This is a genomic window from Planctomycetota bacterium (assembly GCA_038746835.1).
GTDB lineage: Bacteria > Planctomycetota > Phycisphaerae > Tepidisphaerales > Tepidisphaeraceae > JBCDKH01.
The window spans coordinates 1-24484 of the sequence record JBCDKH010000031.1; the positions used below are offsets into that span (position 1 = coordinate 1).

Annotated in this window: 20 protein-coding genes and 1 tRNA gene; 8 read left to right on the forward strand and 13 right to left on the reverse strand. The window is 64.5% G+C overall.

What is annotated here, in order from left to right; translation table 11 throughout:
- Positions 1 to 99 precede the first annotated feature (99 nt).
- On the forward strand, positions 100 to 381 hold the full coding sequence (locus AAGI46_05165) for a hypothetical protein (GenBank protein ID MEM1011595.1): 282 nt from the start codon (positions 100 to 102) through the stop codon (positions 379 to 381).
- A gap of 117 nt (positions 382 to 498) precedes the next feature.
- Here AAGI46_05165 and AAGI46_05170 read toward each other — a convergent pair whose 3' ends face one another.
- From AAGI46_05170 to AAGI46_05190, 5 genes are all read right to left on the reverse strand, one after another.
- Positions 499 to 2529, reverse strand: coding sequence for a penicillin acylase family protein (locus AAGI46_05170; protein MEM1011596.1), 2031 nt, complete (start codon positions 2527 to 2529; stop codon positions 499 to 501).
- 230 nt (positions 2530 to 2759) lie between these two features.
- Positions 2760 to 2833 (reverse strand) — tRNA-Pro (locus tag AAGI46_05175).
- Between the two features lie 50 nt (positions 2834 to 2883).
- Positions 2884 to 3624: a peptidoglycan recognition family protein gene (locus AAGI46_05180; GenBank protein MEM1011597.1), complete on the reverse strand. Its 741-nt coding sequence runs from the start codon at positions 3622 to 3624 to the stop codon at positions 2884 to 2886.
- Positions 3625 to 3770: 146 nt separating this feature from the next.
- Complete coding sequence (locus AAGI46_05185; protein MEM1011598.1) at positions 3771 to 4331, reverse strand: MarR family winged helix-turn-helix transcriptional regulator; 561 nt, start codon at positions 4329 to 4331, stop codon at positions 3771 to 3773.
- A gap of 76 nt (positions 4332 to 4407) precedes the next feature.
- Positions 4408 to 5307 carry a sugar phosphate isomerase/epimerase gene (locus AAGI46_05190; GenBank protein MEM1011599.1) on the reverse strand — a complete coding sequence of 300 codons (900 nt, stop codon included), beginning with the start codon at positions 5305 to 5307 and terminating at the stop codon, positions 4408 to 4410.
- 21 nt (positions 5308 to 5328) lie between these two features.
- On the opposite strand from AAGI46_05190, the gene AAGI46_05195 reads away from it, so the two are divergent.
- From AAGI46_05195 to AAGI46_05205, 3 genes are all read left to right on the forward strand, one after another.
- A complete protein-coding gene (locus AAGI46_05195; GenBank protein ID MEM1011600.1) occupies positions 5329 to 6420 on the forward strand; it encodes an AIR synthase-related protein in 1092 nt (363 codons plus the stop codon).
- A 29-nt stretch (positions 6421 to 6449) separates the two neighbouring features.
- On the forward strand, positions 6450 to 6989 hold the full coding sequence (gene coaD / locus AAGI46_05200; GenBank protein MEM1011601.1) for a pantetheine-phosphate adenylyltransferase: 540 nt from the start codon (positions 6450 to 6452) through the stop codon (positions 6987 to 6989).
- Between the two features lie 495 nt (positions 6990 to 7484).
- Positions 7485 to 8555, forward strand: a complete 1071-nt coding sequence (locus AAGI46_05205; GenBank protein MEM1011602.1) for a DUF1559 domain-containing protein — start codon at positions 7485 to 7487, stop codon at positions 8553 to 8555.
- A gap of 86 nt (positions 8556 to 8641) precedes the next feature.
- Here the strand turns inward: AAGI46_05205 and AAGI46_05210 are convergent, their stop codons facing one another.
- Both AAGI46_05210 and AAGI46_05215 read right to left on the reverse strand, forming a co-directional pair.
- Entirely contained in the window at positions 8642 to 8842 is a 201-nt protein-coding gene (locus tag AAGI46_05210; GenBank protein MEM1011603.1) for a hypothetical protein, read from the reverse strand.
- Between the two features lie 160 nt (positions 8843 to 9002).
- Entirely contained in the window at positions 9003 to 10559 is a 1557-nt protein-coding gene (locus AAGI46_05215) for a TIGR03790 family protein (protein MEM1011604.1), read from the reverse strand.
- Positions 10560 to 10624: 65 nt separating this feature from the next.
- On the opposite strand from AAGI46_05215, the gene AAGI46_05220 reads away from it, so the two are divergent.
- Positions 10625 to 11533, forward strand: a complete 909-nt coding sequence (locus AAGI46_05220) for an AsmA family protein (protein MEM1011605.1) — start codon at positions 10625 to 10627, stop codon at positions 11531 to 11533.
- Between the two features lie 1432 nt (positions 11534 to 12965).
- Here AAGI46_05220 and AAGI46_05225 read toward each other — a convergent pair.
- The 3 genes from AAGI46_05225 to AAGI46_05235 form a co-directional block, all read right to left on the reverse strand.
- Positions 12966 to 13490 (reverse strand): hypothetical protein, encoded by a 525-nt coding sequence (locus AAGI46_05225; GenBank protein MEM1011606.1) that lies wholly within the window; start codon positions 13488 to 13490, stop codon positions 12966 to 12968.
- Positions 13491 to 13701: 211 nt separating this feature from the next.
- Positions 13702 to 14199, reverse strand: a complete 498-nt coding sequence (locus AAGI46_05230) for a hypothetical protein (protein ID MEM1011607.1) — start codon at positions 14197 to 14199, stop codon at positions 13702 to 13704.
- A gap of 4 nt (positions 14200 to 14203) precedes the next feature.
- The gene (locus AAGI46_05235) at positions 14204 to 15658 is read right to left on the reverse strand and encodes a sigma 54-interacting transcriptional regulator (protein ID MEM1011608.1); all 1455 of its coding nucleotides are present in this window, start codon (positions 15656 to 15658) and stop codon (positions 14204 to 14206) included.
- Positions 15659 to 15787: 129 nt separating this feature from the next.
- Between AAGI46_05235 and AAGI46_05240 the strand changes: the two genes are divergently transcribed.
- On the forward strand, positions 15788 to 16486 hold the full coding sequence (locus AAGI46_05240) for a hypothetical protein (protein ID MEM1011609.1): 699 nt from the start codon (positions 15788 to 15790) through the stop codon (positions 16484 to 16486).
- Positions 16483 to 17004 carry a paraquat-inducible protein A gene (locus tag AAGI46_05245; protein MEM1011610.1) on the forward strand — a complete coding sequence of 174 codons (522 nt, stop codon included), beginning with the start codon at positions 16483 to 16485 and terminating at the stop codon, positions 17002 to 17004. The genes AAGI46_05240 and AAGI46_05245 overlap by 4 nt, the downstream gene beginning before the upstream one ends.
- 21 nt (positions 17005 to 17025) lie before the next feature.
- Here AAGI46_05245 and AAGI46_05250 read toward each other — a convergent pair whose 3' ends face one another.
- Positions 17026 to 18033 carry a DnaJ C-terminal domain-containing protein gene (locus AAGI46_05250; GenBank protein MEM1011611.1) on the reverse strand — a complete coding sequence of 336 codons (1008 nt, stop codon included), beginning with the start codon at positions 18031 to 18033 and terminating at the stop codon, positions 17026 to 17028.
- Positions 18034 to 18103: 70 nt separating this feature from the next.
- On the opposite strand from AAGI46_05250, the gene gndA reads away from it, so the two are divergent.
- Positions 18104 to 19552 carry an NADP-dependent phosphogluconate dehydrogenase gene (gene gndA, locus AAGI46_05255; protein ID MEM1011612.1) on the forward strand — a complete coding sequence of 483 codons (1449 nt, stop codon included), beginning with the start codon at positions 18104 to 18106 and terminating at the stop codon, positions 19550 to 19552.
- A gap of 696 nt (positions 19553 to 20248) precedes the next feature.
- Here the strand turns inward: gndA and AAGI46_05260 are convergent.
- Positions 20249 to 23551 (reverse strand): carbohydrate-binding protein, encoded by a 3303-nt coding sequence (locus tag AAGI46_05260; protein ID MEM1011613.1) that lies wholly within the window; start codon positions 23549 to 23551, stop codon positions 20249 to 20251.
- Between the two features lie 529 nt (positions 23552 to 24080).
- On the reverse strand, positions 24081 to 24215 hold the full coding sequence (gene rpmH / locus AAGI46_05265; GenBank protein ID MEM1011614.1) for a 50S ribosomal protein L34: 135 nt from the start codon (positions 24213 to 24215) through the stop codon (positions 24081 to 24083).
- Between the last annotated feature and the right edge of the window lie 269 nt (positions 24216 to 24484).

Genomic DNA, 24484 nt, shown 5'->3' on the forward strand with positions numbered 1-24484 from the left:
AGATTTTTACCCAAAATACTTTCACGTCCCATCTACTCGAAAGCCAGGTAAAAGGGGCGAGGGTTACGCATAGCTCAGACACGAGGAGAAGCCGACCGCGTGAAAGAGGTCGCCGTCAGCCAATACCCGCGCGGCGGCGCGGGCGACAACCACCTGATGGGTTACGCCTTCCGCACCGACCGCTACCGCCTAGTCCTCTGGCGCGACATGGACGCCCGAAACCTCGGCGAAACCTCCGGCCCCATCGTCGACGTCGAGCTCTACGACTACGAAGCCGACCCCCTCGAAACCCGCAACGTCGCCAGCGACCCCGAGTACGCGGAGGTCCGACAAAAGCTCGAAGCCCTGGCCGAAACGATCCCCCACACGGGCAGGCCGTAAGGCGACCGCTTTCAAGATAGCCCGATCGCTCTGCAACCTTCTGCTTGACAGTTGAGTCTTCTCTGCTCCGTCGCCTGGACGTCTATTGAGCTAGCAGCGATCGAACATCCAAAGTGCCTACTCGCCGGGCCTGTACGTTTGCTTCGCATTTGCGCGGAACGCATCTCGCGTGAAGAACACGTCTCTGAGTCTGCCTTGTGCGTAGAGACTCATCTGATCCTCGAAGTGAGGTGATTCGGGATCGCGGCTTTGGCCGTAGGGCGTCAACGATCTCGCCCTCGGTGAGTCGCCGAAAGCAACGATCGACACGTACGAGTTGCCGTGGAAACCGTAGCGGAGACGTGTGTTCTGTGCGCGAGCAATGAAATTGAACATGATCCCGGCCTCGCCATGTCCACCCGCGACAGGGAGACTCGGGCGGTCATCGGAGAAGGGATTCGCGGGGTCATCAGCCGGTCGTTGGTGCCGATTGACCTCGCCCCAGGAGATCGCTCGCCTGCCAAACGTGCGCTCGATCGCCTGGACGATCGATTCCAACGCGCTGATACCCATCGCATCCGTCAGCGTGTCGGATTGGATCGCTGGGTAGACCGCCTCAAACCAGAGCATGAAGACAGTCGTCGCTTCGGAGTCCACGGCCGCTTTCCGATCCCATGTGACAAGGAGATCGACGGAATCACGGAGCTGCTCAGCGCGATCAGGGTCAGACTTGAGTAAGGCCTCCCAACCTTTCACAATTCGCGGAATATAGCTGTCCGAGGCATGGACGTAGGTATCGAAGGTCGCTTCAGAGAGCGAGTCGAACGTCAAGGGCTCACCTTGACCCAGGATTGCGTGCGAGCGCTGCATTCGGAAGTTGATTGGGTCTGGCCCAATCATCGCGCTCGGAAAATCAGCCCTGCCGGGATTGTCTTTGCTAGTCGTCAGGAAGGGGTCGGAGTTGCAGTTTTGGACGTAGCCAGATCGCGGGTTTAGAATCTGCGGCAGGTCGTCCACCTCGTAGTAGCCGTCCCACTCGGTGTTGGGATCCGAACCGTTGACCGGCTTGGACCAATCGAATTCGTTAGATCGCCTCGGTATCGAGCCGTTGTAGACGTAGAAGATGTTCCCATCGGCGTCGGCGTAGACGACGTTGTGAAAACTCAGGGCCCGTTTGGCAATAGCAGCTTTGAACTGGTCAAGGGTTTGCGCCTTGCTCATGGCGTACCACTGAGCAAGCGCACCTCCGCTATCAAGACCGGCCACACGCAGTGCGAGATAATCGCCACCGGCTTGCCTGATGATCGGGCCGTGGTGGGTGTCGATGAAGCGAAGCTGGCGCTCTTCAAGAGTGCCGTCGTCTTGCAGAACGCGGATCAACGCGAACCGTTCAACGCCTTGCCGCCACCCCGCGTCGTAGCGATACGCGAGCGGGTTGGTGTCGTGGCCGAACGTGATGCGGTAGAAGTCGACGATGTCGGGCTGATTGACCGTCAGTGCCCACCCGAGTCGCTGATTGTGGCCAAACATGGGCATCAGTCCGCGCCCGTATGCCGTGGCTCCATAGATGTTCCAGCCTTCATCGCTGGTGAGATGTCCCTCGTAGACCGCTTCGAGCGGGATGTGTGGGTTGATGAAGAGCATCGCCGGCCCGTTCCTGCCAGGCGTGCGTGAAGGAGCAATCGCCCACGCGTTGGAGCCGTCCAAACGGCTGACGTCGGCGGGAAAGCCACTGGGATTGGCCGTGCCAGCTCGCTGGAGTTCACGGACTGCGGCGTTGACGCTGAAGCCCAAGTCCTGTGCGCAAAACCACCACGGCTCGAAATGCGTGAGCAGTGCGGGCTCAACGTCGGGACGATTGTGCAAAAACCAATTCAAAGCATCAGCGCCGGCATCACACAACGCTCGGACGCGTGGCGAAGCCGACTCATAGTCTTGCTTGGCGATGGTCTGGACGTCGAGTGAATGCAAAAGACGATCCCAAAGGACGCCTTGCTCACCGCGGACTTCGCTCAGTCGGCCGAGGCTGGCGATGATCGACTGCTCGACGTAATGGAACTCGTCTTCGGCCCGTGCGTAGACGAATCCGAAGACGGCACCGGCATCGGTTTCCGCTTCGATGTGTGGGACGCCGAATGCGTCCCGCGTGATGGTCACCGTCGTCGCCATCTCACAGGCTCGCTCGAGACCGCCAGCTTCAGCGCCACCGAAGGCGTTTAACGGTGTCATCCACACGAACACCACGGCGATGGCGCACGCGACGAAGCGCCCGTCGGAGGCTCTGAGTGTGGTGCGTGGCGTCATTTACCAAGGCTACGACACACACGCAGCCGCCCGAGGAACGACATCATGCTCCCGCTGTGAACTTCTGACCCGACATGCCCAAGGGCACGGCAGAGTCGGGATGACTGGATTCGAACCAGCGACCTCCTCGTCCCGAACGAGGCGCGCTACCAAGCTGCGCTACATCCCGAAGGTGGCCCGCAGTCTACGCCGGGAGATGGCGTCGGCAACTGTCAGCGTTCAGCGCGCGGCGGCGACGGAGGCTTGGCGGGAGAGGTTGCTGGCAGCGCGGCGGAGGGCGGGGAGTCGGGCGTGGAGGGCTTCGCCCGGGCAGGCCGTCGCGCTCGTGTCGCCGTGGCCGATGAGGCGGCCGGGTGGTATGCGATACTGCTGCATCAGGTGGGCCGACAGCACGGTCAGGGCGTGCATCTGGCGCTGGGTCGGCGACGAGTGGTCGAAGTTGCCGACGAGGCAGATGCCGATGCCGAGTTCGTTGAAGCGGTTGTCGGCGGTTTTGGCGTGGGCGCCGTGCTTCTGCTTGCGCCAGCGTGGGCCGACTTCGACGGCACCGTCGGGCGTGTCGGTGCCGTTACCGATGACGAAGTGGTAGCCGAGTTCGTCCCAGCCGTTGCCGCGGTGGAGTTTGTCGAACTCGCGAGCGCCGCCGTCGGGCGTTGCGGAGTGATGGATGACGATGTACTTCCACGGCCGGGATCGGACGGCCGGGTGCCAGGTGTAGGGCACGCGGAGTTCGGCCGGCTCGATGTCTGCGTCGGGCAGCGGTGCCGATTCCCCGCCGTGGTGGTGGGCGTGACCGTCGTGATGATGGTGGTGCGGATGATCGTGTGCGTGCTCTTCGGGCAGCAGCGGACCGCCGAGGCCGCCGTCACCGCCGGTGGCGTAGCGGGACTTCTGCTGACAGCCGACGAGCGACGTCAGGACAAGGGCGGCGAAGAGCGCGAGTGTGGAGGTGCGGGACATCCGTCTCCCAACGGTTGGAATCGCCAGGCGCGTCGGAGCCGGGCGGCGTGATTGGCTGCCGGCCCCATCCGTGGGTTCAGCCCGCGTATTAGAACGCACCGGCCTGCCGTTGCAAGCAGGCGGCGACGGGGATCGCCTGCGACACGTCATTTCGTGGGGCTCGCATCGGCGTTGTTGGCGGCTTCGTGGCGTGCTGCGGCTTCGCGGAGGCGTGTGAGCAACACAATCAGCTGTCGCAGCTCGTCATCTTCCAGGCCGTCGAATTGACTGAGGTGCAGGGCGTCGACTTGCGGGGTGAGTTGATCCAGCGCTTGCTGCCCGGCTTTGGTGAGCCGGACAAGGCGACGCCGAAGGTCGAGGTTGCATTGGACGCGTTCGACGTACTTCCGGTCGACAAGACGATTGACAAGGCGTGTGACGTCCGGGCCTCGGCTGATGAGGTGCTCGCCGATGCGCTGACAGGTCACGCCGTCCGGCTCGTGACCTTTGACGATGCGGAGAACGTTGAAGAGCGATTGGCTCAGGTCGTGCTCGCCGACGAGCTCGTCGAACGGCTTTTCAATGCGGTTGGCCGTGCGGAGGACGCTGATATACGCCTCTTGGCTGAGCGTTCGGAATGGGTGTCGCTTTCCGAGTTCGCCCGCGAGCCCCGTGACGGGTGTGCCGTTGGGCGAGGGTTCGCGGGATTGATCGGCGTCCTCGCTCATGGTGACGACGTGGCTTCGGCAGGAACCCTAACAAATCCGAACTCATTCGCAACGACGAATATGAGACGACGAGGCATCAGGCACTCGTGAGCTGTTCTTCGAGGAAGTGAATCGCGTCTTTCGCAACGCCCGCCGGGCCGTCCATGAACGGATAGAGCTCGACCGTGACCCAGCCGCCATAGCCGACGTCGGACAGCGCGGCGAAGAGGGCGACGAAGTCGATCGCCCCCTTGCCCGGGACGAGGTGCTGGTGGACACGTGACGCGGCGATGTCTTCGAGGTGGACGTGTGTGTACTGGCCGACCAGGTCACGGGCTGTCGCTGCAGGGTCTTCGCCGACGCAGAAGGCGTGGCCGACGTCGAAATTCATGGAGATCGACGGCTCGTCGTCGAAGTAGCACGCCTTCCACGCGACGTACTCGGGGGTCGTTTCGAGCAGGAGGCCTGGCTCGGGCTCGATGGCGAGCGTGACGTCGTTGGCCTTGGCGGTCCGGAGGCAGCGTCGGATTCCGTCGGCGAAACGAGCCTCGAGTTCGTCGCGCGACGCGTCTCGGCCGATCATCGGCCCGCCGGGTTGCAGGCTGACCGTGTCTGCGCCGATCGCGGCGGCGAGCCGAATGCTGGCAAGCGTGTGGTCGACGCGTGTCGTCAGGCCGTCGGGATCATCGTCGATCCACGTGGGCGAGTAGGTGTCGCCAGTGGGACGCCCGTGAGGAAAGGGCTCGGCATTGAAGAAACCGGTGAAGGCGTTGACGTTGCTGGCGCGAAGTCCCGCGTCAGAGAGGGCGTCTCCCAGCGAGATGACCTCGTTGGTCGACATGTCGAAGGGCGTGAAATGCGGCTGGTCGGCCATGATCTCACAGCCGGCGTAACCGCAGCCGGCGATGTCGCTGATCGCCTGCTCCCACGACGTCTTCTTGAACGCATTGGTGCTGAAGGCCAGACGATCTCGCCAGGCGGTCCAGAGGTCGGGCATGCAGCAAGACTACGTTGAGACGTGGCCGACCCGAAGCCGATGACCTACGCCTCCAGCGGCGTCGACTACGACCCTCTCGACGCCTTCAAGCGCGCCTGCCAACGCGAGGCGGGTCGAACCGTCGATTTGCTGCAGCGGCACGGCATGGCCGAAGCACGCGGGACCCGCGGCGAGTCGGCCTACCTGGTCGACGCGGGCGACGGGACGTTCCTCGCGCACGTCGAGGAGGGGCTTGGCACCAAGAACCTCGTCGCCGATGCGATTGGCGATCCGGCGCTTTACCACGGCATCGGCATCGACACGGTGGCGACGATCGTCAACGACCTGATCACCGTCGGCTGCCTGCCGGCGGTCGTCGCCATGCACGCGGCGGTGGGCGATGGAGCGTGGTTCGCAAACGAAGAGCGTGCGTCTGCCTTGGCTGCGGGGTTTGCCGAGGGTTGCAAACGGGCCGGTGCGACGTGGGGCGGTGGTGAGACGCCGGCGTTGTCGGGCCTTGTCGAACCATCGACGATCGTGCTGGCCGGCAGTGCGATTGGCCGGATGAAGGCGTCCGATCGCATCACCGCGGACATCCAGGTCGGTGACAAGATGGTCTTCCTGGCCAGCACCGGCGTGCAGACCAACGGCCTGACGCTCTGCCGTCGGATTGGCGATCGTGTCGGCTACGACCAGCCTTGCGGCGAGACGACGTACGGCCGGGCGTTGCTGTCGCCGAGTGCGATCTACGTCGATTTCGTCCGCGAACTACTCGCCAGCGGCGTCAGGCCGAGTTATCTGGTCCACCTGACCGGGCACGGTTTCCGCAAGCTCATGCGTGCGGAGAGAGAGCTGGTGTACCGCGTCGATGAGCCCGGCGAGCCGTTGCCGATCTTCGACTTCATCCAGCAGCACGGGCCGGTCGAACGGCGGGAGATGCTGGCGACATTCAACATGGGCGTCGGCTTCGTCGCGTACGTACGGCCGGACGATGCCGATGCGACGGTGCGGGCGGCGACGTCGGCCGGCCACCGAGCGTGGATCGCCGGCGAGGTGGTTCGCGACGGCGAGAAGGCGGTCGAATTGCCGACGTTGGGCGAGCGATTCGGCACGGGCGACCTCGAAGTCCGGTGATTCGCCGCAGGATCGGGTACGCTTTCGGGATGAGCGATCGGCAGGTCCGACGTGCGGTCTTCCCCGGGCAGTTCGACCCGATCACCAATGGGCACGTCGACGTCATCCGTCGTGGGGCGTCGCTGTTCGACGAGCTCATCGTGGGCATCGGCGTGAACCCGGAGAAGTCGGAGCTCTTCAGCCATGACGATCGACTTGCGATGGTCCGCGACGTCCTGGACGGCGGGCCGGGCAACGTGAGCGTCGAGGCCTACAGCGGCCTGACGGCGGACTTCGTTCGCCGCAAGGAAGCCAGCTGCTTGCTTCGGGGCATTCGCGATGTCAGCGATCTCCGATACGAGTTCCAAAGCGCCTTGGCCAACCGCGCGGTCGGCGATGTCGAGACGCTGTTCCTGATGACGGGCGACCAGTACGCCTTGACGAGCAGCAGCCTGATTCGCCAGGTCGTGACGCTCGGCGGGGACGTCGCTACGTTGCAGAAGCTTGTGCCGGAGGCGGTGGTGGGGCGTCTTCGCGAGGCTCAGCAGCGTTTGCTGGCCCAGAACGGCGATTCGATGCGTCAGAACTAGGCAGTCGCTGGTTCGGGTGATGTCTCAACAGGCACATTCGTGTTGACACGCCTGGTGGTTCTGGTAGTCTTTCCGCTGCTGCGTCCGACTTGAGGAGCCGTCCGGCGTCGGACGACTCGGCCGCAGACCCGCCACCTTCGACCGTCCGGTCGAACCCCACGAGATCACGCCGCATAAGGCGGCAACAACCAGACTTCTTGGGCATCTGCCCTGAAGATGAGACGAAAGATCGTCTCACCCACCGCGACGGCGGCGTTCGTCGTCGCAGAGTCGAATCCTGCCAGATCACCTCCGCACGAGCCACGCACCAGCCGACGACACCGAGACATCGACTTTCGATGAACCGGGCCGACACGGGCAAGCAGGCATCCTCATACCTCCATACCTCTCTCGTCCGGCACGCCGGCGGCAGAGCATGGCGAGTCGGGGCGAAGACGGCAGCAGGTCGACAACTCCCGTTCCCTGGCCCGTTTGGGCCGAAAGGAGCTTTGACAGATGAAGCACACCGCTTCCAAGACCCGCCGCGCCGGCTTCACGCTGGTCGAGCTGCTGGTCGTCATCGGCATCATCGCGCTGCTGATCTCGATCCTGCTGCCCAGCCTCAACCGCGCCCGCGAGGCCGCCAACAAGGTCAAGTGCGCCAGCAACCTGCGTCAGATCGGCCAGGCGATGGTTCAGTACTCGATCGACGACACCCGTAGCTCGGGCTTCCCGCGTACGATCTACGCTCCTGCAACGCCAGCGACGTTTGCGGTTCGCTTCGGGACCGACCAAGGTGGTGCTGCACGCACCGGCCAGGCCGGTATCGCTGAGAGTGCGACCACCACGGCTGATCCGTTCCGGACGCCAGCTAACGCGGTCGCCACGACCAACGCCGCTGGTCAGGCCACGGATGCCAACGTCGACGTCAACGACGTGACCGGTGCCTTCTGGCACCTGATCCGCGTCAGCGACCTCACGCCGGCCGTCTTCCTCTGCCCGAGCAACAACGCCTCCGAGGCCGAGTTCGATGCCGGTCGGACGAAGACGAACTATGCCAACTTCGGTAACTTCCTCCAGTCGGCGAGCTATAGCTTCCAAATCCCTTACGGCGACACTGCCTCCCAGGGTCGTGGTTTCAAGTGGACTGGTACGCTCGGCCCGTCTGTTGCCATCGCAGCTGACATCAACCCGGGCATCTCGGCCGGCATTGATGATGTCACGTTCGCCAACATTGACGGCGGCGTCGCGAACGCCAAGGACAACGCTTCCACGAGGCAGCTTCAGCGTGGTAACTCCAACAACCACGGCAAGGACGGCCAGAACGTCCTGTTCGCCGATGGTTCGGTCCGCTTCGAGCAGACCCCGTTCGCCGGTGCCAGCGACGACAACATCTACACCCGTCAGAATGATCCCATCACGAACGGGAACGATCAGAACGGGTTCGGTGCGGCGAATGGAACCGCTGCCGCTGCCTTCAATGCCAACACGGCTTACGAGAACGGGTTCACGGTTCTCGACGCGAGCCCATGGGATGAGCTCGACAGCTTCCTGATGCCGACGGACGATCTCGGGACTGCTCCTTGAGTTCGCCGCTTTCCTGAAGTGAAGCGAAATCATCGCTCCGCCTTCCCTTGGAAGGCGGAGCGTTTTGCTGTCGTCTCAGATGTGCTTCACGACGCCTGCCGAAGTTGTGGCGGTTGCTGGTCCTCGGTTGCGTTGCCCGTCGTCGGGGCCAGCGAAGGCCGGCGGGCCGGGGGGACGCGGAGCATCGTCTGGCAGTACTGGCAGCGGACCACCTTCCCGCGGGCTTCCTCGGGAACCTTGAGAATCTTGCGACAGCTGAGATTGGGGCAGATCAGTTGGCAGGGCATGGCATTGAGCGGCTGGGCAGAACCCCGGCGTCCGTGGACGACGCTCGACTTGAACGCTGCCCGGACACCGACGGTCGGTCACCCCTTACATCGGCTAGACGGCAAGCCGCTTTAGCAGCCGTGGTGGACCGACACGTCCAATCTGCCATTCAGCACCGGCTTACGGAGCACCCATTCGGATTCCAGGCATCTTGGCGAAGGGGCGATAAAGCGGATCGCCTACCAGGCCCATCTGCCAACTGACATGCGGCACCGTCGCCCAGTACACCTCAGCTAGCGTGTATCGCCCTGTCAGCAGCAGCGGAACAAAGGTCCGTGGCAACGGAAAGGCCGAGAGGTACGGCTCGTTCGTCGGCCCGAGCGACGCGGCCGAGCCGTCGCGAAGCAATCCCGCGACCCAGCCTCGCTCGTTCTTGCCCTGCAGCCGCACCATCTCGAACGACGCCACGTGAAAAGCGACTGCGCCCGGCACCAGATCGAACGGCGCGTTGTACTTCCGCAGGCGATACCAACCCACGTACACCGCCACGTCCGTCACCGCGGCCGTGCCGTCGGCGGTTCGCGAGAAGGTCTCCGGCAGGTCGTCGTGAACGACGGGGAGCGTCGCGTTCTGCTGCAGGAATCCGGCCAGCTGTCGAAGCTGCTCGTCGAACGGACCGAGGCCGTCTTTCCAAGGCGGGCGGATGCCGCGGGAATCGATGACGATCTTGCCAGTGAGCCCGCGTTCCTCGACGGCGACGGCGTCGTCGATCATGCGTCGGACGGTGTCCGCGTCCGGGCCGTCGAGCCGCGCGGTCATGAGCGCCTCGGCCGGCCAAGGTGCGCTCGGATCGCGGTTGACCAGTGGATTCGGGAGCCACAGGTGGGCCGGCGTCGCGTCTCGGAAGAGCAAGGCCAGCTCGCTGTCGAACGACGCGTTGCTTTTGTCCGGCTCGAGAAACGCCAACTGTTCCGCAACGACCCTGGCCATCGTCAGCAGCGATGACCTTCCGGCCAGTTCGAGTGCCCGCGCCCGATCCGCCGCCGTCGGTGCGGATCGGACAAGCCGGTTCAATTCTGCCGTTTCCGCCTCGACCAACGGCGCGTCGAATCCGTATGGCGACGCAAGCTGCGACGCCAGCGTGTTGACCGTCTCCTGCAAAACCGCCCGATCCGACGCGGGCAGCTGCGTGGCCGCCTGTTTGATCCGAGCCTCCGCCACCTGCAGCGTCTGGAGTCGTGTGATGAATGCCGGGCTCAAGTCCGGCAGCGGCGGAACCCGCGCACCCGCCGCCTCGGCCGTCGCTACCGCACGGTCGATGATTGGGTCGAGTCGCACACGCACCTTGCCCGCCTTGGCCTGCAACGCCTCACGCTCCGCAGCTTCCTCGAACGTCGGCTGGTACCGGCCGACCTTCAACGGCACGCCGTAGAACGTGACGATGCAGCGGACTTCGTTCCGGAGCCCGCGCTCGTCGATCGCCTTCCTCAGTGCCGGCCGAACGACAGACTGAAACTGCTCGCGAGAGATCGCGTCGTCCGTCGGCAGGTCGAGCTCGATGATCCGATTGTCCGGCACCCCACGAACGGCGGCGTAGTGGTTGGCGAGCTCGATGCCACGCGGCTCGTTCTGGTTGACGACCAGCAGCAACTCGTCGGCGGTTAACGCTGCACGGACCTGCTCGCTGGCCAATGCAACGGCAATCACGGCGACGACGAACAGCAGGCACCTGGGCATGCAGAACAGTGTCGCCATCACATCGAAGGTCAAGGCCGCGCTAGACTTGGCGACCTGGAGGAACCATGAAGCGCCCGCTGAAAATCATCGCTTTCGCGTTCGGATCTCTCGTACTCCTGCTGGTCGTCGGCCTCGTGATCGTCGCAGGCCGGCTTGACGGCATCGTCGAGCGTGTCGTCGAGACCGAGGGCACGAAGCAACTGTCCGTCGAGACACTCCTCGGCGATGCCGACGTCTCCATCCTCGGCGGATCGCTCACGCTGACCGACCTGTCGATCGACAACCCAGAGGGCTACTCGTCCGATCACCTCTTCGAGATGGGCCAGGTCTCGGCCAAGGTCGGCTTTGCCGGGCTCACCGGGGATCCCGTGCGGATCGAGTCGATCGACATCAACTCGCCGACGCTCACGATTGAACGTGGCTCCGCCGGCGGCCTTGCTGAGCAGCTTCGGCTCAATCTGCGTGACCTGCTGGCCAACCTTGAGATGAGCGACGAGGAGACGACGTTGCTGCTGATCGATCGCCTCACCGTGACCCAGGCTCGCGTCGTCGTTCTGCCGAAGATCGCCGACCTCGACGAGGAGTACAGCTTCACGCTGCCGAACGTGACGCTCGAACAGATCGGCACAGCTGATGAGGCTCAGAACGGGGCCGAGCTCGGCCGGGTCGTCGGGCAGGTCGCGATGGCCCTTGCAAGTCAGGCCGCCGAGAGCGAAGACCTCCCGCCGGAGTTGCGGGCAGTCCTCTCTGGCGACCTCCGCGGCGTCTTGACGGACTACGGCAACCAACTCGGCGATCGGCTGCAAAACGAGATCGCCAACGAGCTGGGCGGGGTCGCCGGCGATGCAGCCGGTGCCATCCTCGACGGCGACACCGACAAAGCCAAAGACGCCGTCCGCAAAGGTCTCGGCGACGGCATCCAAAAAGGTCTCGGTGACCTCCTCGGTGGTGACGACGAGAAGGCTGACGAGTAACACGATCAGTGACTGGAGACTGCAGGACTTCCGTAAGAGAAAGCAGGTAGCCGCCCGCGTCAGCGGGCGCTGATCGCGTCGTCGCATTCGCTACGTCCATGCACCAGAGTACCGAAACGCCCGCTGACGCGGGCGGCTAACCAGTGCTTAACGCGAACATCCACCTCCGTCATTCGGAGCGGAGCCGAGGGACCTCGTCTCGTAGCGCGGTCATCGGACAACGTTCTGCGAAGCGTTTTGCTCACCAGCGGTGACCGATTCCGTGCGTCGCATCGGAATCGGTTTGAGGTCGTCCTCGCGTTGAGCGCGCCAACGTCGGTTCGGCACCACCACTTCGTCCCGGTGCGAGCAGGTGAGACCGGTTTATACGCCGAGTCGTGCGACGAACCGGAAGCAGGGCGTCCTTGCCCCCGATCGCGTGGTGCGATGGAAGCCGTCCCTGAATTTGCTCCCGTGAAGTCGTCGTCGGGGTCGTCCTGGACCCCGTGAGAGGCGGCAACGACGAGCCGCCTCGAATCCCGTCGTGCCGGATCAGCGGCAGGGCGGGAGTGCCTGGGACGTCGACGACGGGTGATCAGCCCCGTGTTGCTCGGCGTGCGTTCCCGGTCTGGCGGAAAGGGCAGGCGAGCGATGTCGACGTCGGGCGTCGCCGGCACGGCGGGTCTGCGGCCGCGTGCCGACGGTGTTCGGATGCAGAGTCGGTTGGCCCGGCGAGTCGACGTGATCCATCACGCCGATGTCGGCCGACTCTGCTCGGCGTTTGGACCGGGCGGCCGTCGCACGAACCTGTGACCCCGTCTTGGCAGCCATCACCGGTGGTGACGTCCGCGAAGATGAGAGAAGGCTGTGCTAGCCCGATCCTCCCGCACCATCGATCCGCCCGTGCCGCGACGCTCATCCCTAAGTGCCGGCGGACGTCCTGAGTCGAACCCGTCTCACGTCGAAGCCGGTGCCGCGGCCTCGGGTTCGACGGATTCGCTTCGCAGCCGACGTGAAGGCCGAAGCCATCGGTCGGTGCGACCTGGTGACCACCGTCCGTGGTGGTCGCAGTCAGGTGTTGCCTTGGTGTCGACCTCCGTGTCGACGGCAACGGGTCGCGAATCGTGGTTGTCTGTGCGTCTCCGGTTGAAGGTTCTCGACCGATTCCGATCGGCCGTTCGATGCCCTGCGCCCTCCGCACATGCGGGGTCGCTCCACACGGACGACGCACGGCGACAAGTCGCCAATGGGTCCGCTCAGCTGTTGCAGTCGAGAGTCAACGTCCTTGGCACGAGCCCGATGGCTTCGGGTCGAGTCGCCATCCTGGCGTGCCTTTGCTCTCTCCCGCGTTTATCCCATACCGCCTCGCTCGACGCACCTCTGCTCTTGCTCCGCGACAGCAAACGCCACAACCTGTTGGGTTCGCGTGTCTGCCTCGGTAGCAAAGGTGGTGTTAGCCCGCTGCACGCCGTCGGTCCTTGACGGCCTTGTAGCGATCTGCAATTTCGGCCCGCTGGCGATCCTTCGTCTCGCGGTACTCGAGGTAGTCCTGTCGGTTCCACAGCTGCAAGTGGTTGCGAACACCCACGAGCATGACCTCTCGGCCGAGCTGCTTGCGGTCGACAGTGCCCTCCGGAAGCACCACGCGGCCTGCCTTGTCAGGCGTGAGCCGCGATGCCTGCCCGAGGACGGTGAGCATGTAGTCCAACTCGTCGTCGTCGGGCACGGGGTCGTCTGATTCGGGTGCGACGCGCTCTTCGTAGTATCGCTCCGGGTAGAGCCAGATCTGGTGGTTCTTGCCGCGAAGGATGATGAAGGTGCTCTCGTCGCCACGCTCCATTTGCCGACGTACTTCTGCAGGGACGAGGAGTCGTCCCTTGTCGTCCACCGTGAGCGGCATTTCGCCGATAAAGAACGGCCCCCGCGAGACAGTTGCTCGGGATGGGGTCGTTGGAGGCTCATCAGTGGTCGTCGGCACCGGGTCGCTGAATCGTCCGCCGTGGTCTCGCGTGCCACTCTGGTGTGGATCGTGTTCCGATCGGCGGTTGTGTCAGGGAAATCTATCCGATCCATTCCACCGCGTCTAGCGACGACTCCACTGCGTTCTGCGGCGGTCGAACGCGCGCATCCGGGGCTGATATCGCTGCCGAAAAATGGCCGAAACCACTGAGAAACAACGCCCTGCGTAATTATTCAGACGTTGTGCACACGGTGGATTGTTGCTGCCGTTTTCGCTGCCACGACAACATGGCGCAGCCGATTGGCAACGCAAAGCCACCCGCGACCAGCCAGTGGAGCCCAATGGGAGACGATGCCACCCCCGGCAGTCCCACAAGCACGACCCCCGCAACAAGCGTCGAGCGGGCGATCCAAAAGGCACTGCCTCCCATCCGCCACGGCAGCAGGGCCGCGACGCTCGCTCCCGCCACGGCCGCGACGAGCGGCAGAACCCCCGCGAGCGACGTCAGCTGCGACGTCATCCAGGCAAACACCGCGACCACAAAGGCGACGCCTGCGACCTCGGCCAGGCGGTGACGCAAGTCCAACGCGAACCAGGCGAGCGCCAACGCGACGAGCCAAAGGCCAAGCCCCGGTCCGTCAACGCCGATCGCGGCAAGCTCCGTCGCCAAGCTGACGCCCGCCCCGGCCAGTCCGGTGGCGAGGACGAGGGCAATCAGGGCCGTCATCGACTCATCGCTTGAAGAAGGACTTGCCGTCACTGTCGAACTTGCTGAGCCGGTTGTGAACGTACAGGCCCTCAAGCAGCAGCTCGCCCGCGCCGGCCAAGACCTGCGGATCGTCTGGATCCATCTGCATTGCGCGAGCGACGTTCTCCGCGCCGTCGCGAAGGCCATTGACAGCCTCCATGTTCGCGACGAACTCCTTGGCCGACAACTCGTCATCGGCCGGGAACGAGAGGTTGCCCTCGAATTGCTCGATGATCGTCTCGAATGAGTCGGGATCGGCGACCGCGTCGAAGACGTTCTTGACCGCCTCGCCGATGAGCGTGCGGAGGAGCTTGTCTTCGCTGGCATCGTCCTCGGCGAGCGTCATCTCGACCTTGCCGCGGCTGCTGGCGATGACGTGCTGCAAATCGCACGGCCGGACGGCGACGCGTTCCTCGCCTGTGAGGATGCCGCGACGCTCCGCGTTGCTGACGGCCGATTCGAGATTGGCGATGCTGGTGCGGACCGACACGCCCGACGCCTGCGAGACGTGCGGGCTGGTGCGGGCGAGGCGGACGACTTCCTCGATGATCATCTGCATGAACGGCGGCACGACCACGCCCACGCCGCTGCCGGCTGGGCCTTCGTCGCGGTCGAGCCAGGCATTTTCGCGAGCGATCTCGATGCCTTCCTGTGCCGTCGCCGGGTAGTGCGTGCGGACGACCGTCCCGATGCGGTCCTTGAGCGGCGTGACGATTCGGCCGCGGTTGGTGTAGTCCTCGGGGTTGGCGCTGAACGTGAGGAAGACGTCGAGCTCAAGGCGGATCGGGTAGCCGCGAATCTGGACGTCGCGTTCCTCGAGCACGTTGAACAGGCCGACTTGGATGCGCGGCGAGAGGTCGGGCAGCTCGTTGATGGCGAAGATGCCGCGATTCGCCCGCGGGATCAGCCCGAAGTGCATGGTCGACTCATCCGACAGGTACCGACCTTCGGCGTGCTTGACGAGGTCGATCTCGCCGATGAGGTCGGCGATCGTGACGTCCGGCGTGGCGAGCTTTTCCTGGTATCGCTTGCTGCGATGGACCCACTCGACGGGCGTGTCGTCGCCGTGGTCCTGGACTTTGCGTCGGCCGACCTGCGTCATGGGAATCAGCGGGTCGTCGCTGATGTCGAGCCCGCCGATGACAGGAATCCACTCGTCGAGCAGCTCTGGCAGCATGCGGAGGATGCGCGTCTTGGCCTGCCCGCGGAGGCCGAGGAAGAGGAGATCGTGCTTGGCGAGCAGGCCGTTGATGACCTGCGGGACAACGGTGTCTCGATAGCCGCGGATGCCTGGGAAGAGGTCGTCCTGGTTCCGCAGCTTGGTGATGAGGTTCCTGCGCAGCTCGTCTTTGACCGGCAAAAAGTGGTAATCGGTCTCCTTGAGCTGCCCGAGCGTGGCGGCGGTGGGGTGCGGATGCGTGGGCTGGGTTTCTGCCATGTCGTGCGGATTCGTCGCGTCGATTGAAAGGACCCACAACACTACGAGCGACGTCGATGCACTGACGGTTTCAAGAACTGCACGGCGCTCGCCGACGTCAAGCGCATGTCGATCACCTATCGTGCGGCGATGTCGGAAGCTCCTGCCCGACGATGGCCCGCGTGGCTCATGGCGGTGCTGACCGTCGTCCTCGTCGCTGGCACGGCCGGCGTTGGTTGGTTGCTGATTCAGCGCGATAACGGCAGCGCGACGGCCGTCACGCCCGTCGACAGTCGGCCGCGATTGAACGACCCGGCCCAGTCTGCGCCAAACCCGGCGCCGCCGGATTCGGAACCCGAGACGCCGCCGCAGCACCTTCTCGTCGATGGCGACTACTACGTCCACGTCAAGCTGATCGAACTCCGGGCCGACCCGGACAACGCCTGGGACGCGCGCGGCGGCGCTCCCGACATTCGCTACAACCTCTACTGGAACGACACCCTCGTCCACGACGGCCCAACGCGCGACGATCGTCTCATCGCCGAGTGGGACCTCATCGCAGTCGACGTCCATGAGGCACTGCTGAGCGGCGAGGTCGACATCGCGAGCGCCGTCAAGGCTCCGCTCGTCCGAGCGGCGGACGGTGGCGTGCTGCGGATCGAGATCTACGACGACGACGACTTCACACCCAGCGACGAGGCCGGCCGGTTCGACCTGCCGATGGCGACGTTGCGGGAAGGCGTGAACCGGCTCGAGTTTGCCGAGGGTGGCGTCGTGCGGATCGTGCTCGACCTCGTTCCACGCGAGACGGCACTGCCCGATCTGCTCCAGAGGGCCAGCGACCGATGAGGCGGTCGATCGTCCGACTATTCACCCTCGTCTCTGCCGTGCTGCTGGGCCTGGGTCTGGTAGCACCGGCGATGACGCTCACGACCGACTTCGGCCGGTGGGACGGCTGGGTTCGGCTGCTCGATCCGGACACGTCTGCCGAGCGCGAGCAGAGCTATAGCCTGCTCGGCGGGATCACGACGCTCGTCCGCGGCGGCGACGTCGCGATCGGGCTCGTCCTGCTCGCGTTCACCGTTGCCTTTCCAACGCTGAAGCTCGCGCTGCTCGCCTTCGCCAACGAACGGACCGGGCCAACGCTCGCGTCGTCGATCGCACGTCATGCGGGCAAGTGGTCACTTTTGGACGTGCTGGTCATCGCAATGCTCGTGCTTGCGATCAAGGGCCTTCCCGGCGGGAGCGAGCTGGCGCTGCGCTGGGGCGTCTGGATGTTTGCCAGCAGCGTCGTGCTCTCGCTCATCGCGTCGATTGTGGAGAAGCAGGAGGGCAGGCTCGCTGAGCCCACACCCGAAACTACCTGACGATCGGAGCAGTTCGAGGACTCAGCGCCACGGCGCGTCGCGGGCGGGGTCGAAGTCGGCGGAATCCTTGAGCTGCTCGACGAGTTGCTTCTGTTCGTCCGTCAGCGACTTGGGCACGATGACCTTCACGACGCACAACTGATCGCCGCTCTCCGGGCCTTTGGTAATGCCCTGGCCCTTAATGCGGAGCTTCTGGCCGCTGCTGGAGCCGGGCGGGATCGTCAGCGTGACCTTGCCGTCGAGCGTCGGCACTTCGACCTTGCCGCCGAGCAGGGCGTCCCAGACGGTGACGGGCACGTCGAGCAGCACGTTCAGGCCGTCGCGGCGGAAGTAGGCGTGATCGCGCACGCTGACGACGAGAATCAGGTCGCCCACCACGCCAGCCGCTCGCTGGCCTCGGCCACGCAGGCGGACGCGTTGGCCGTCTTTGACGCCCGGCGGCACCTTGGCCTCGATCTTTTCCGCCTCTCCGGGCGTCGAGATGCGGACCGTCGTGCCGTTGGCGGCGTCGCGGAAGTCGATCGTGACGGGCACCTCGATATTCAGCTCGTTCGCCCGCGGCCGGGATCGCGAGTCCGTCGCGTAGTCGCCGGGCCCCGGACGCTGCCTGACGCCGCGCCTGCCGAACGGACCTGCCGAACCGAACAAGCCTTCGAAGATGTCGCCGAACTGTCCGTTGCGGAGCTCTTCGAGGTCTTCGGGATTCATCTGCCGACCGCCAAACCCGCCCGGGAACCCGCTGGGTCCGCCGCTGCCTGTTGGGCCGTAGCCGCCGAACGGATCACCACCGCCACCCGGTGCGCCGGCTCCGACGCCGGCGTGGCCGAATTGGTCGTACATCTTCCGCTTCTCCGGGTCGCCCAGGACGTCGTACGCCTCCTGGACTTCCTGGAACTTCGTCGCGGCAGACGGGTCGTCCTTGTTGACGTCCGGGTGGAGCTTGCGGGCGAGTTTGCGGTGCGCCTTCTTGATCGCGGCCGCATCGGCGGTGCGGGGCAGCTCCAGAACCTCGTAGTAATCGCGCGGCATCGTCGGGCGGCGACTCTAGCGCGAAAGCCGAAGCTTGTGCCGCTCGCCGTGACGCGGCTAAGTTCCATGCATGAGCGACACCGCGACGGGTACCCAGAAGTTCGGCATCGTCGGCCTCGAAGTGATGGGCCGAAACATCGCCCTCAACATCGAGCGCAACGGCTACCCAATCGCCGTCTTCAACCGGACGACCAGCAAGTCCGAGGACTTCGTTAAGGAGAACGAGGGCAAGAACATCAAGATGGGCAAGACCTACGAGGAGTTCGTCGCCCTTCTGGAGAAGCCGCGTCGCATCCTCGTCATGGTCAAGGCCGGCAAGCCGGTCGACTACGTGCTCGATGACCTCAAGCCGCTCCTGGACAAGGACGACATGGTCATCGACGGCGGCAACTCGCTTTTCACCGACACCGAGCGGCGGGCCAAGGACATGGAGGAGCACGGCTTCGGCTTCTTCGGCTGCGGCGTCTCGGGCGGCGAGGAAGGCGCTCTCTGGGGTCCGTCGCTCATGCCCGGCGGCACGGAGAAGCTGTATGACGAGGTCGACGAGATCCTCAAGAAGATCAGCGCCAAGGCGGAGGAAGACGGCAAGCCCTGCGTCACCTACCTCGGCAACGGCGGGGCGGGGCACTTCGTCAAGATGGTCCACAACGGCATCGAGTACGGCGACATGCAGCTCATCGCCGAGAGCTACGACCTGCTCAAGCGCGTCGGCGGACTGACCAACGGCGAGCTGGCCGACGTCTTCAGTGACTGGAACACCGGGCAAGACCTCCAGTCGTTCCTCATCGACATCACCGCCGACATCTTCAAGTACGGCAAAGCCGACGGTGACAGCGAAGACCTGATCGACCTCGTCCGCGACGCTGCCAAGGCCAAGGGGACCGGTGCCTGGACGGTCAAGGCCGGCATGGATTTGGGCGTGAGCATTCCGACGATCGCCGAAGCCGTGATGGCGCGGAGCATCAGCGACCGAAAGGGCGAACGCGAGAAGGCGGAAGGCGTCCTGGCTGGTCCTACGCCCGCCAGCGGCAGCATCGACAAGGCCAAGCTCATCACCGACGTGCGGGCCGCGCTCTACTGCTCGAAAATCTGCAGCTACGCCCAGGGCTTCACGCTCCTGCAGGCGGCGGACAAGGAGTACGACTTCGGCCTTCGCATCAAGGAAGTCGCGGGCATCTGGCGAGCCGGCTGCATCATCCGTGCGGCGTTCCTCAACGACATCACGGCGGCGATCAGCAAGCAGCCTGACCTGGCAAACCTGTTGATGGCCGAGCAGTTCACGAACGAGCTTGCCGAGCGGCAGGCGGCTTGGCGTCGCGTCGTCCGCCTCGCCGCCGAGCAGGGCGTGCCGGTGCCAGGGTTTGCCACGAGCCTCGCGTACTACGACAGCTACCGCACCGCCCGTCTCCCTGCCAACCTGATCCAGGCGCAGCGCGACTTCTTCGGGGCGCACACTTACGAGCGTCTTGACAAGCCAGTCGGTGAGACTTTCCACACCGAGTGGAACGAGCGCGGGTAGGAAGGGTCTGATGAGCGGTTGATTGAACTTGCGACTTCCGAGCCGTCGATTGTCGCGGAGGTTCGCTAGCGCTCACCGCTAAGCGGGGAGTGGGCTTTGTAGGTGAAACAACCGAAGTCTTGAGGTTCGATGGTTCACTTAGCGCGGATCAACATTCGATGGAGCGTCCAGTGCCACGACGTGACAACGTCGTGCTCTTGTCCGGACACGACGTTGTCACTTCGTGGCACGATCGATCCGCTACGGGCAAGGTCAACTTGCTCTAGCCAGGTGCCACTGCGTTCTTGCAGTGCTTGCGATCGACCACTGCAATGATGCAGTGGCACCAGTCGTCATGCGTAGGAAATCAAGTTGAGTGTCGCCTGGAAGATTTTGCACATATCGGTTTCGTTATCAGGAACACTTCGTGTTAAGACTCGATGGTTCACGTAGCCGCCCGCGTGAGCGAGCGCTTCTGCAACTGCGCGTGGGTGGCGAAAAGCTTGGCTCGGTCGGGTCCACTTGGGACTCTTGAGTCGAATCCGCGATGCGTTGCTCAGTAGAGACTGAACGACGAGCGTCATTCGAAGAGAGCGTCCAGAGCGGTCTGTCGAGACTCGCGACGATGTTGATGTGGAGAGTCCACGCAAATGCCCCGGCACGCGATGTGCCGGGGCTCTTCTCGCCATCCGGAAGATGTCGGATGGGGTGGCCGGATCAGGCCTCGACGGCACCGACGGAGCGTTGGCCGTTGCTGTCGCGCCAGTTGCCGTAGAAGTCGACGAAGACACCTTCGTACTGAGCGCCGGCGTTTCGGGCCACGCCATTCGGGCGGTACTGGCTGTCGAGGCTCGTGTTGGCGAAGACGTCGTCGTCGACGCGGGAGAAGCTGAGCCAGTCCTGCTTGGTCTGGAAGCCGGAGTTGCCGCCGCCCGTGCCGACCCAGAGCAGGCCGTCGGCCCAGGCGAGATAGTCGGCGTCGGCCCAGACGTTGTTCTCGATCGTCGAGAACCCGTTCAGGTTGTTGGCGTTGATCTGCAGCAGGGCGGTGCCATTCGGGCCGACATAGAGGTCGGGCGCCACGTACAGGTTGTTGGCCAAGGCGATGTCATCGGTGCCGGCCCAGACCCGGGCGAACTGCCCGATGGTGCCGTCGTTGATGATCGTGTTGTTGACGATGTGCGCGTCGACCACGCCTCGGTTGTACGTCGAGCTGTAGCCTTCGACCACGATCGCGGTCATGTCGTCGGAGTCGAAGATGTTGCTGCGAAGGTGAACGTGTTCGGCACCGTGCTCGATGATGTAGGAGCCTGTGACGCGGTTGCCCTCAAAGACGCTGTGGCGGAACCGGGCCCACGTTTCGGACAGGCCGTCGGCATCGCCGAGCGGGCCGGTGCCGTTGCTGCCGTTGAGGCGGTTGCCCCAGACGTAAGCGTGCTGACCCTTCTGGACGTTGACGACGCCCTTGGCGTAGTCGTAGGGGTCGCCCTGGTCGCGTCGGTCGATGTTACCGAAGTCGTTGTCGCCGACGTTGACCCGCTCGCCGCCGCTGATGCGGACGATGTGCTCGCGTGTGCTGTTCGGGACGGAGTTGCCCAGGATCGTCCAGTCGTTGCCTTCGATCCAGGTGAAGTAGCGACGAAGATCGCGCGTGCCGGGCACGTCGTTCTCCAGAACCAGAATGCCGTCCGGAGCGGCCGAGCCGAGGATGGCGTCGCCCATGTCGTCGAACGTCACGTTGTAAACGGTGATGTTCTTACCCGACGGCTGGATGGCGGCGGGAATGCCGTAGCCACTGGTGTCGTTGCCGTAAGGCGAGTCGAACGTGACGTCGCGGACGGTGAAGTCGGTCTTGCTGGTATCGAACCAGAAGACGGACTTGTTGTTCCAGTGTTCACGCGGGTTGGTCCACATGATCGTCGGCTTCTGGCCTGAGCCGTAAGCACCGACGACGACGTTGTTGAGGTGGATTTGCAGCGTCGTGTCGACGTCGTAGGTGTGGCCGCGCTCGAGGACGAGCTTGGTGTTGTTGCCGAGCTGGTGGATGCGCTCGACGCCGCGCTCGATCGTCCGGACGGGCGAGGAGGAGCTCGTGCCCGAGTTGCCGTCGTTGCCCCACCGGGAGACGTAGACCGTTGTCCGCGAATCGGGCGTGACGTTGACGGTGCGTGTTGTCGTGTCGGACTGACCGGCCTCGTTCCAGACGGTCAGGCGGACCGTGTAGGAACCGGGGTTCTCGTAGAGGTGGCCTGCGTTGAAGCCGGTGATCTTGTTGTACTTGCCGCCGGGGTTGCCAAAGTCCCACTCGATGCGGGCGGTGTCTTCGTCGCCGACGTTGAACGAGGTGTCCAGGGCATGGGCGTGGAAGCTCATGCCGGCCATGATCGAGGTGGAGGTGACCGCGGTGATCCGGGCGTCGGGCCGAACGTTGGACGTCGGCGGCGTCGGCGTGCCGGGGTTGGACGGCGGGGTCGGATTCGACGGCGGCGGTGGCGGCGGTGCGGGCGGTGGAGGTGGCGGCGGCGTCGGGTTGTTGCCGTTGACCGGACGCAGCTCGATGTAGTCCACGTTGGCTGCGTCGCCGCCGTTGGGCTGGCTGAACTCGAGGCGAATCACCTGCGTGCCCGAGCCCAGTGAAATCCGGCCGAGGCTCTGCTCCGAGAAGTTCTGCCAGCCGTTGCGGTCGATGACGCGAGATGCGTTGTCGCCGTCCTCAGTGACGATGCGGACCGAGCCCTGCCAGTTGGCCGTGGCCGCGTTGACGATGGCTTCGTACTCGCCCGCCTGCTGGACGTTGATCGTGTAGTTGAGCCACTCACCCGTGTCGGCCCAGCCGACGTGCGTGTTGCCGCCGCCGTTGTTGATGTCGACGCGATCGCCGCCACGCAGCGAGGACGAGCCGAACGACTCGGACGTCGTGTCGTTGTACGCAACGCCTTGGCCACCACGGTCATAGTGCTCGGCCTGGATGCGGTCGGTCGCGTTGATCGGCGAGCTGCCGTAGGGCTGAGAGCCCGACGGGTTATTCGACGGCGGAGTCGGATTGCTCGGCGTGGAGCCACCGCCGACGCGTTCGAGCTCGATCCAGTCGAAGTCGCCGACGTCGCCGTTGGTGGCATTGAACGTGACGCGAAGGACCTTCTGGCCCGACGACAGGTTGATGGTGCCGAGGTCGAAGGTGTCGAAGTCGGACCAGCCGTCGGTCGTAATCCGCGTTTCGCGGGTCTGGCCGTCGATCGAGACGCGGACTGAGCCGTCGTTGTTGGGGCTGGCGGCGCGGAGCTTGACGCGGTACTCGCCGGATTGCTGGACGTTGGTCGTGTACTCCAGCCACTCGCCCGAGCGGATCCAGCCGACGACGGAGTCGCCTCGGCCGAGGTCGACGCCGGTGTTGCGGAAGTTCCCGCCGCCGTTGTCGCGGTTGGGGTCGGTGTCGTAGAAGGCGACGTTCTGCCCGCCGTTGTCGTAGTGCTCGGCTTGGATACGGCCGGGTACGGGCCGGGCACTGCCGTTGTACGGCTGCTGACCCGAGGATGACCCGCCGCCGCCCGAACTACCACCGCCACTTCCGCCACCGGGCGGGTTGATGATCGCATCGACGCCGGACCGCTGTTCGACCTCACTTGCGCGGTCGTAGCCGCTGCGGGCGTTGGCTCGGTCGTTGCCCGACCCGCCGTGAAGAGTGTCGTCGCCGGCACCGGTCTCGAAGACGTCGTTGCCGGCCTTGCCCTCGGCATAAACGGGGATGTCGATCTGCGAGTCCATCTCGAAGCGATCGTCGCGCGAGCCGCCCTCGAACTCGATGCGATCCACGCCGTGCTTGCCGTACCAGCCGTCGTCCTGGCCATTGTTCAGGATGACCTTGATGTAGCCGCCGTAGTCAACGACATCGACCTCGTTGCGGCTGTTGTCGTTGCCGTCGACCGTGACCACGCCTTGTGAGAAGGACACGCCCGACAGGAGCCGGCGACCCTCAAGCTTCTCAAGGCTTTGCCCGGGGGCGTCGGGTTCGGGCGTCACGAAAACGGGAAGAACCGCAGAAATCGCATTGCGGCACGCTTGTTGTCCACGGATCCGGGCGGCAGCGAGGCGGCTTAGGCGATCGGTCCAGAGATTCGGCATCGTCGGCATCGGCGGTGCGTGAGGGGGTTTGGGGCAGGTTCGGCGGTTGGTCTCAAAACGCAGCGGGCTCGTCAAAGCCCACTGAATCAGCGATGCTGTGTGCCGGAGAGTCCGACACCCACGCTCCGTTGAAAGCAACGACGGTCCATCGTCGCGTTCGGTGGAGTGCTCCCGGATGACCGGCATAACTCCACGCACGGAGACGTCATGGCGACGCCTCCGGCTCCTTCCCATCGGCTGACACGCTCGGGCGACGGACGGTTAGGACAGGTCTGATATTTTTTCCCCTGACGCGGCAAGAGGCCGCATCGCCCGCACTCGGCCACACTAAAAACCCGAACAGAGCGAGAACGTCGGCCACAGCAGACGACAGACCGAACGCCCGTCGACGCGATCTCAACGTCACTCTAAAGCGTCGGACGAGAACTCAGAGAGCAGACGCCTTCTGGCCCCGGCGGCGGCGGGCATTGATGATCTTCCGGCCGCTCTTGGTTCTCATGCGGGCACGGAAGCCAAGCTTGCGAGCACGCTTGACCTTGCTGATGCGGTGTGGGTAGTGCATGAGGCGTCCTTCCCGACTGGCGGGCCGGCACACTAGGGCCAGTCGACCGCGCTGGGCAACTGCGTGTCAGAATGCACGGTCGTCCGATGAACCCGGCCGAGTAACATTTTTCCAATTCCTCCGGTTGCTTCCAGAACAGCATCGTCAATTCTGGTCTAATCTCCGCCCGGCTACCGCTGCGGCGATGATGGCTGGACCGACCGAAGATGCCCTGAAGAACCGATGGAAGAGACCAAGATCGAGGTGGCAGAACAGCTGCTGCACCACCA

Bases quoted from the DNA above. Each gene is read 5' to 3' on its own strand.
- AAGI46_05245 (MEM1011610.1), top strand. From the start codon at position 16,483: ATGAGGCGGTCGATCGTCCGACTATTCACCCTCGTCTCTGCCGTGCTG.
- AAGI46_05170 (MEM1011596.1), bottom strand. From the start codon at position 2,529: ATGGCGACGACGGTGACCATCACGCGGGACGCATTCGGCGTCCCACAC.
- AAGI46_05180 (MEM1011597.1), bottom strand. From the start codon at position 3,624: ATGTCCCGCACCTCCACACTCGCGCTCTTCGCCGCCCTTGTCCTGACG.
- AAGI46_05215 (MEM1011604.1), bottom strand. From the start codon at position 10,559: ATGCCCAGGTGCCTGCTGTTCGTCGTCGCCGTGATTGCCGTTGCATTG.
- AAGI46_05185 (MEM1011598.1), bottom strand. From the start codon at position 4,331: ATGAGCGAGGACGCCGATCAATCCCGCGAACCCTCGCCCAACGGCACA.
- gndA (MEM1011612.1), top strand. From the start codon at position 18,104: ATGAGCGACACCGCGACGGGTACCCAGAAGTTCGGCATCGTCGGCCTC.
- AAGI46_05190 (MEM1011599.1), bottom strand. From the start codon at position 5,307: ATGCCCGACCTCTGGACCGCCTGGCGAGATCGTCTGGCCTTCAGCACC.
- rpmH (MEM1011614.1), bottom strand. From the start codon at position 24,215: ATGCACTACCCACACCGCATCAGCAAGGTCAAGCGTGCTCGCAAGCTT.
- AAGI46_05220 (MEM1011605.1), top strand. From the start codon at position 10,625: ATGAAGCGCCCGCTGAAAATCATCGCTTTCGCGTTCGGATCTCTCGTA.
- AAGI46_05250 (MEM1011611.1), bottom strand. From the start codon at position 18,033: ATGCCGCGCGATTACTACGAGGTTCTGGAGCTGCCCCGCACCGCCGAT.
- AAGI46_05210 (MEM1011603.1), bottom strand. From the start codon at position 8,842: ATGCCCTGCCAACTGATCTGCCCCAATCTCAGCTGTCGCAAGATTCTC.
- AAGI46_05230 (MEM1011607.1), bottom strand. From the start codon at position 14,199: ATGACGGCCCTGATTGCCCTCGTCCTCGCCACCGGACTGGCCGGGGCG.
- AAGI46_05235 (MEM1011608.1), bottom strand. From the start codon at position 15,658: ATGGCAGAAACCCAGCCCACGCATCCGCACCCCACCGCCGCCACGCTC.
- coaD (MEM1011601.1), top strand. From the start codon at position 6,450: ATGAGCGATCGGCAGGTCCGACGTGCGGTCTTCCCCGGGCAGTTCGAC.
- AAGI46_05240 (MEM1011609.1), top strand. From the start codon at position 15,788: ATGTCGGAAGCTCCTGCCCGACGATGGCCCGCGTGGCTCATGGCGGTG.
- AAGI46_05205 (MEM1011602.1), top strand. From the start codon at position 7,485: ATGAAGCACACCGCTTCCAAGACCCGCCGCGCCGGCTTCACGCTGGTC.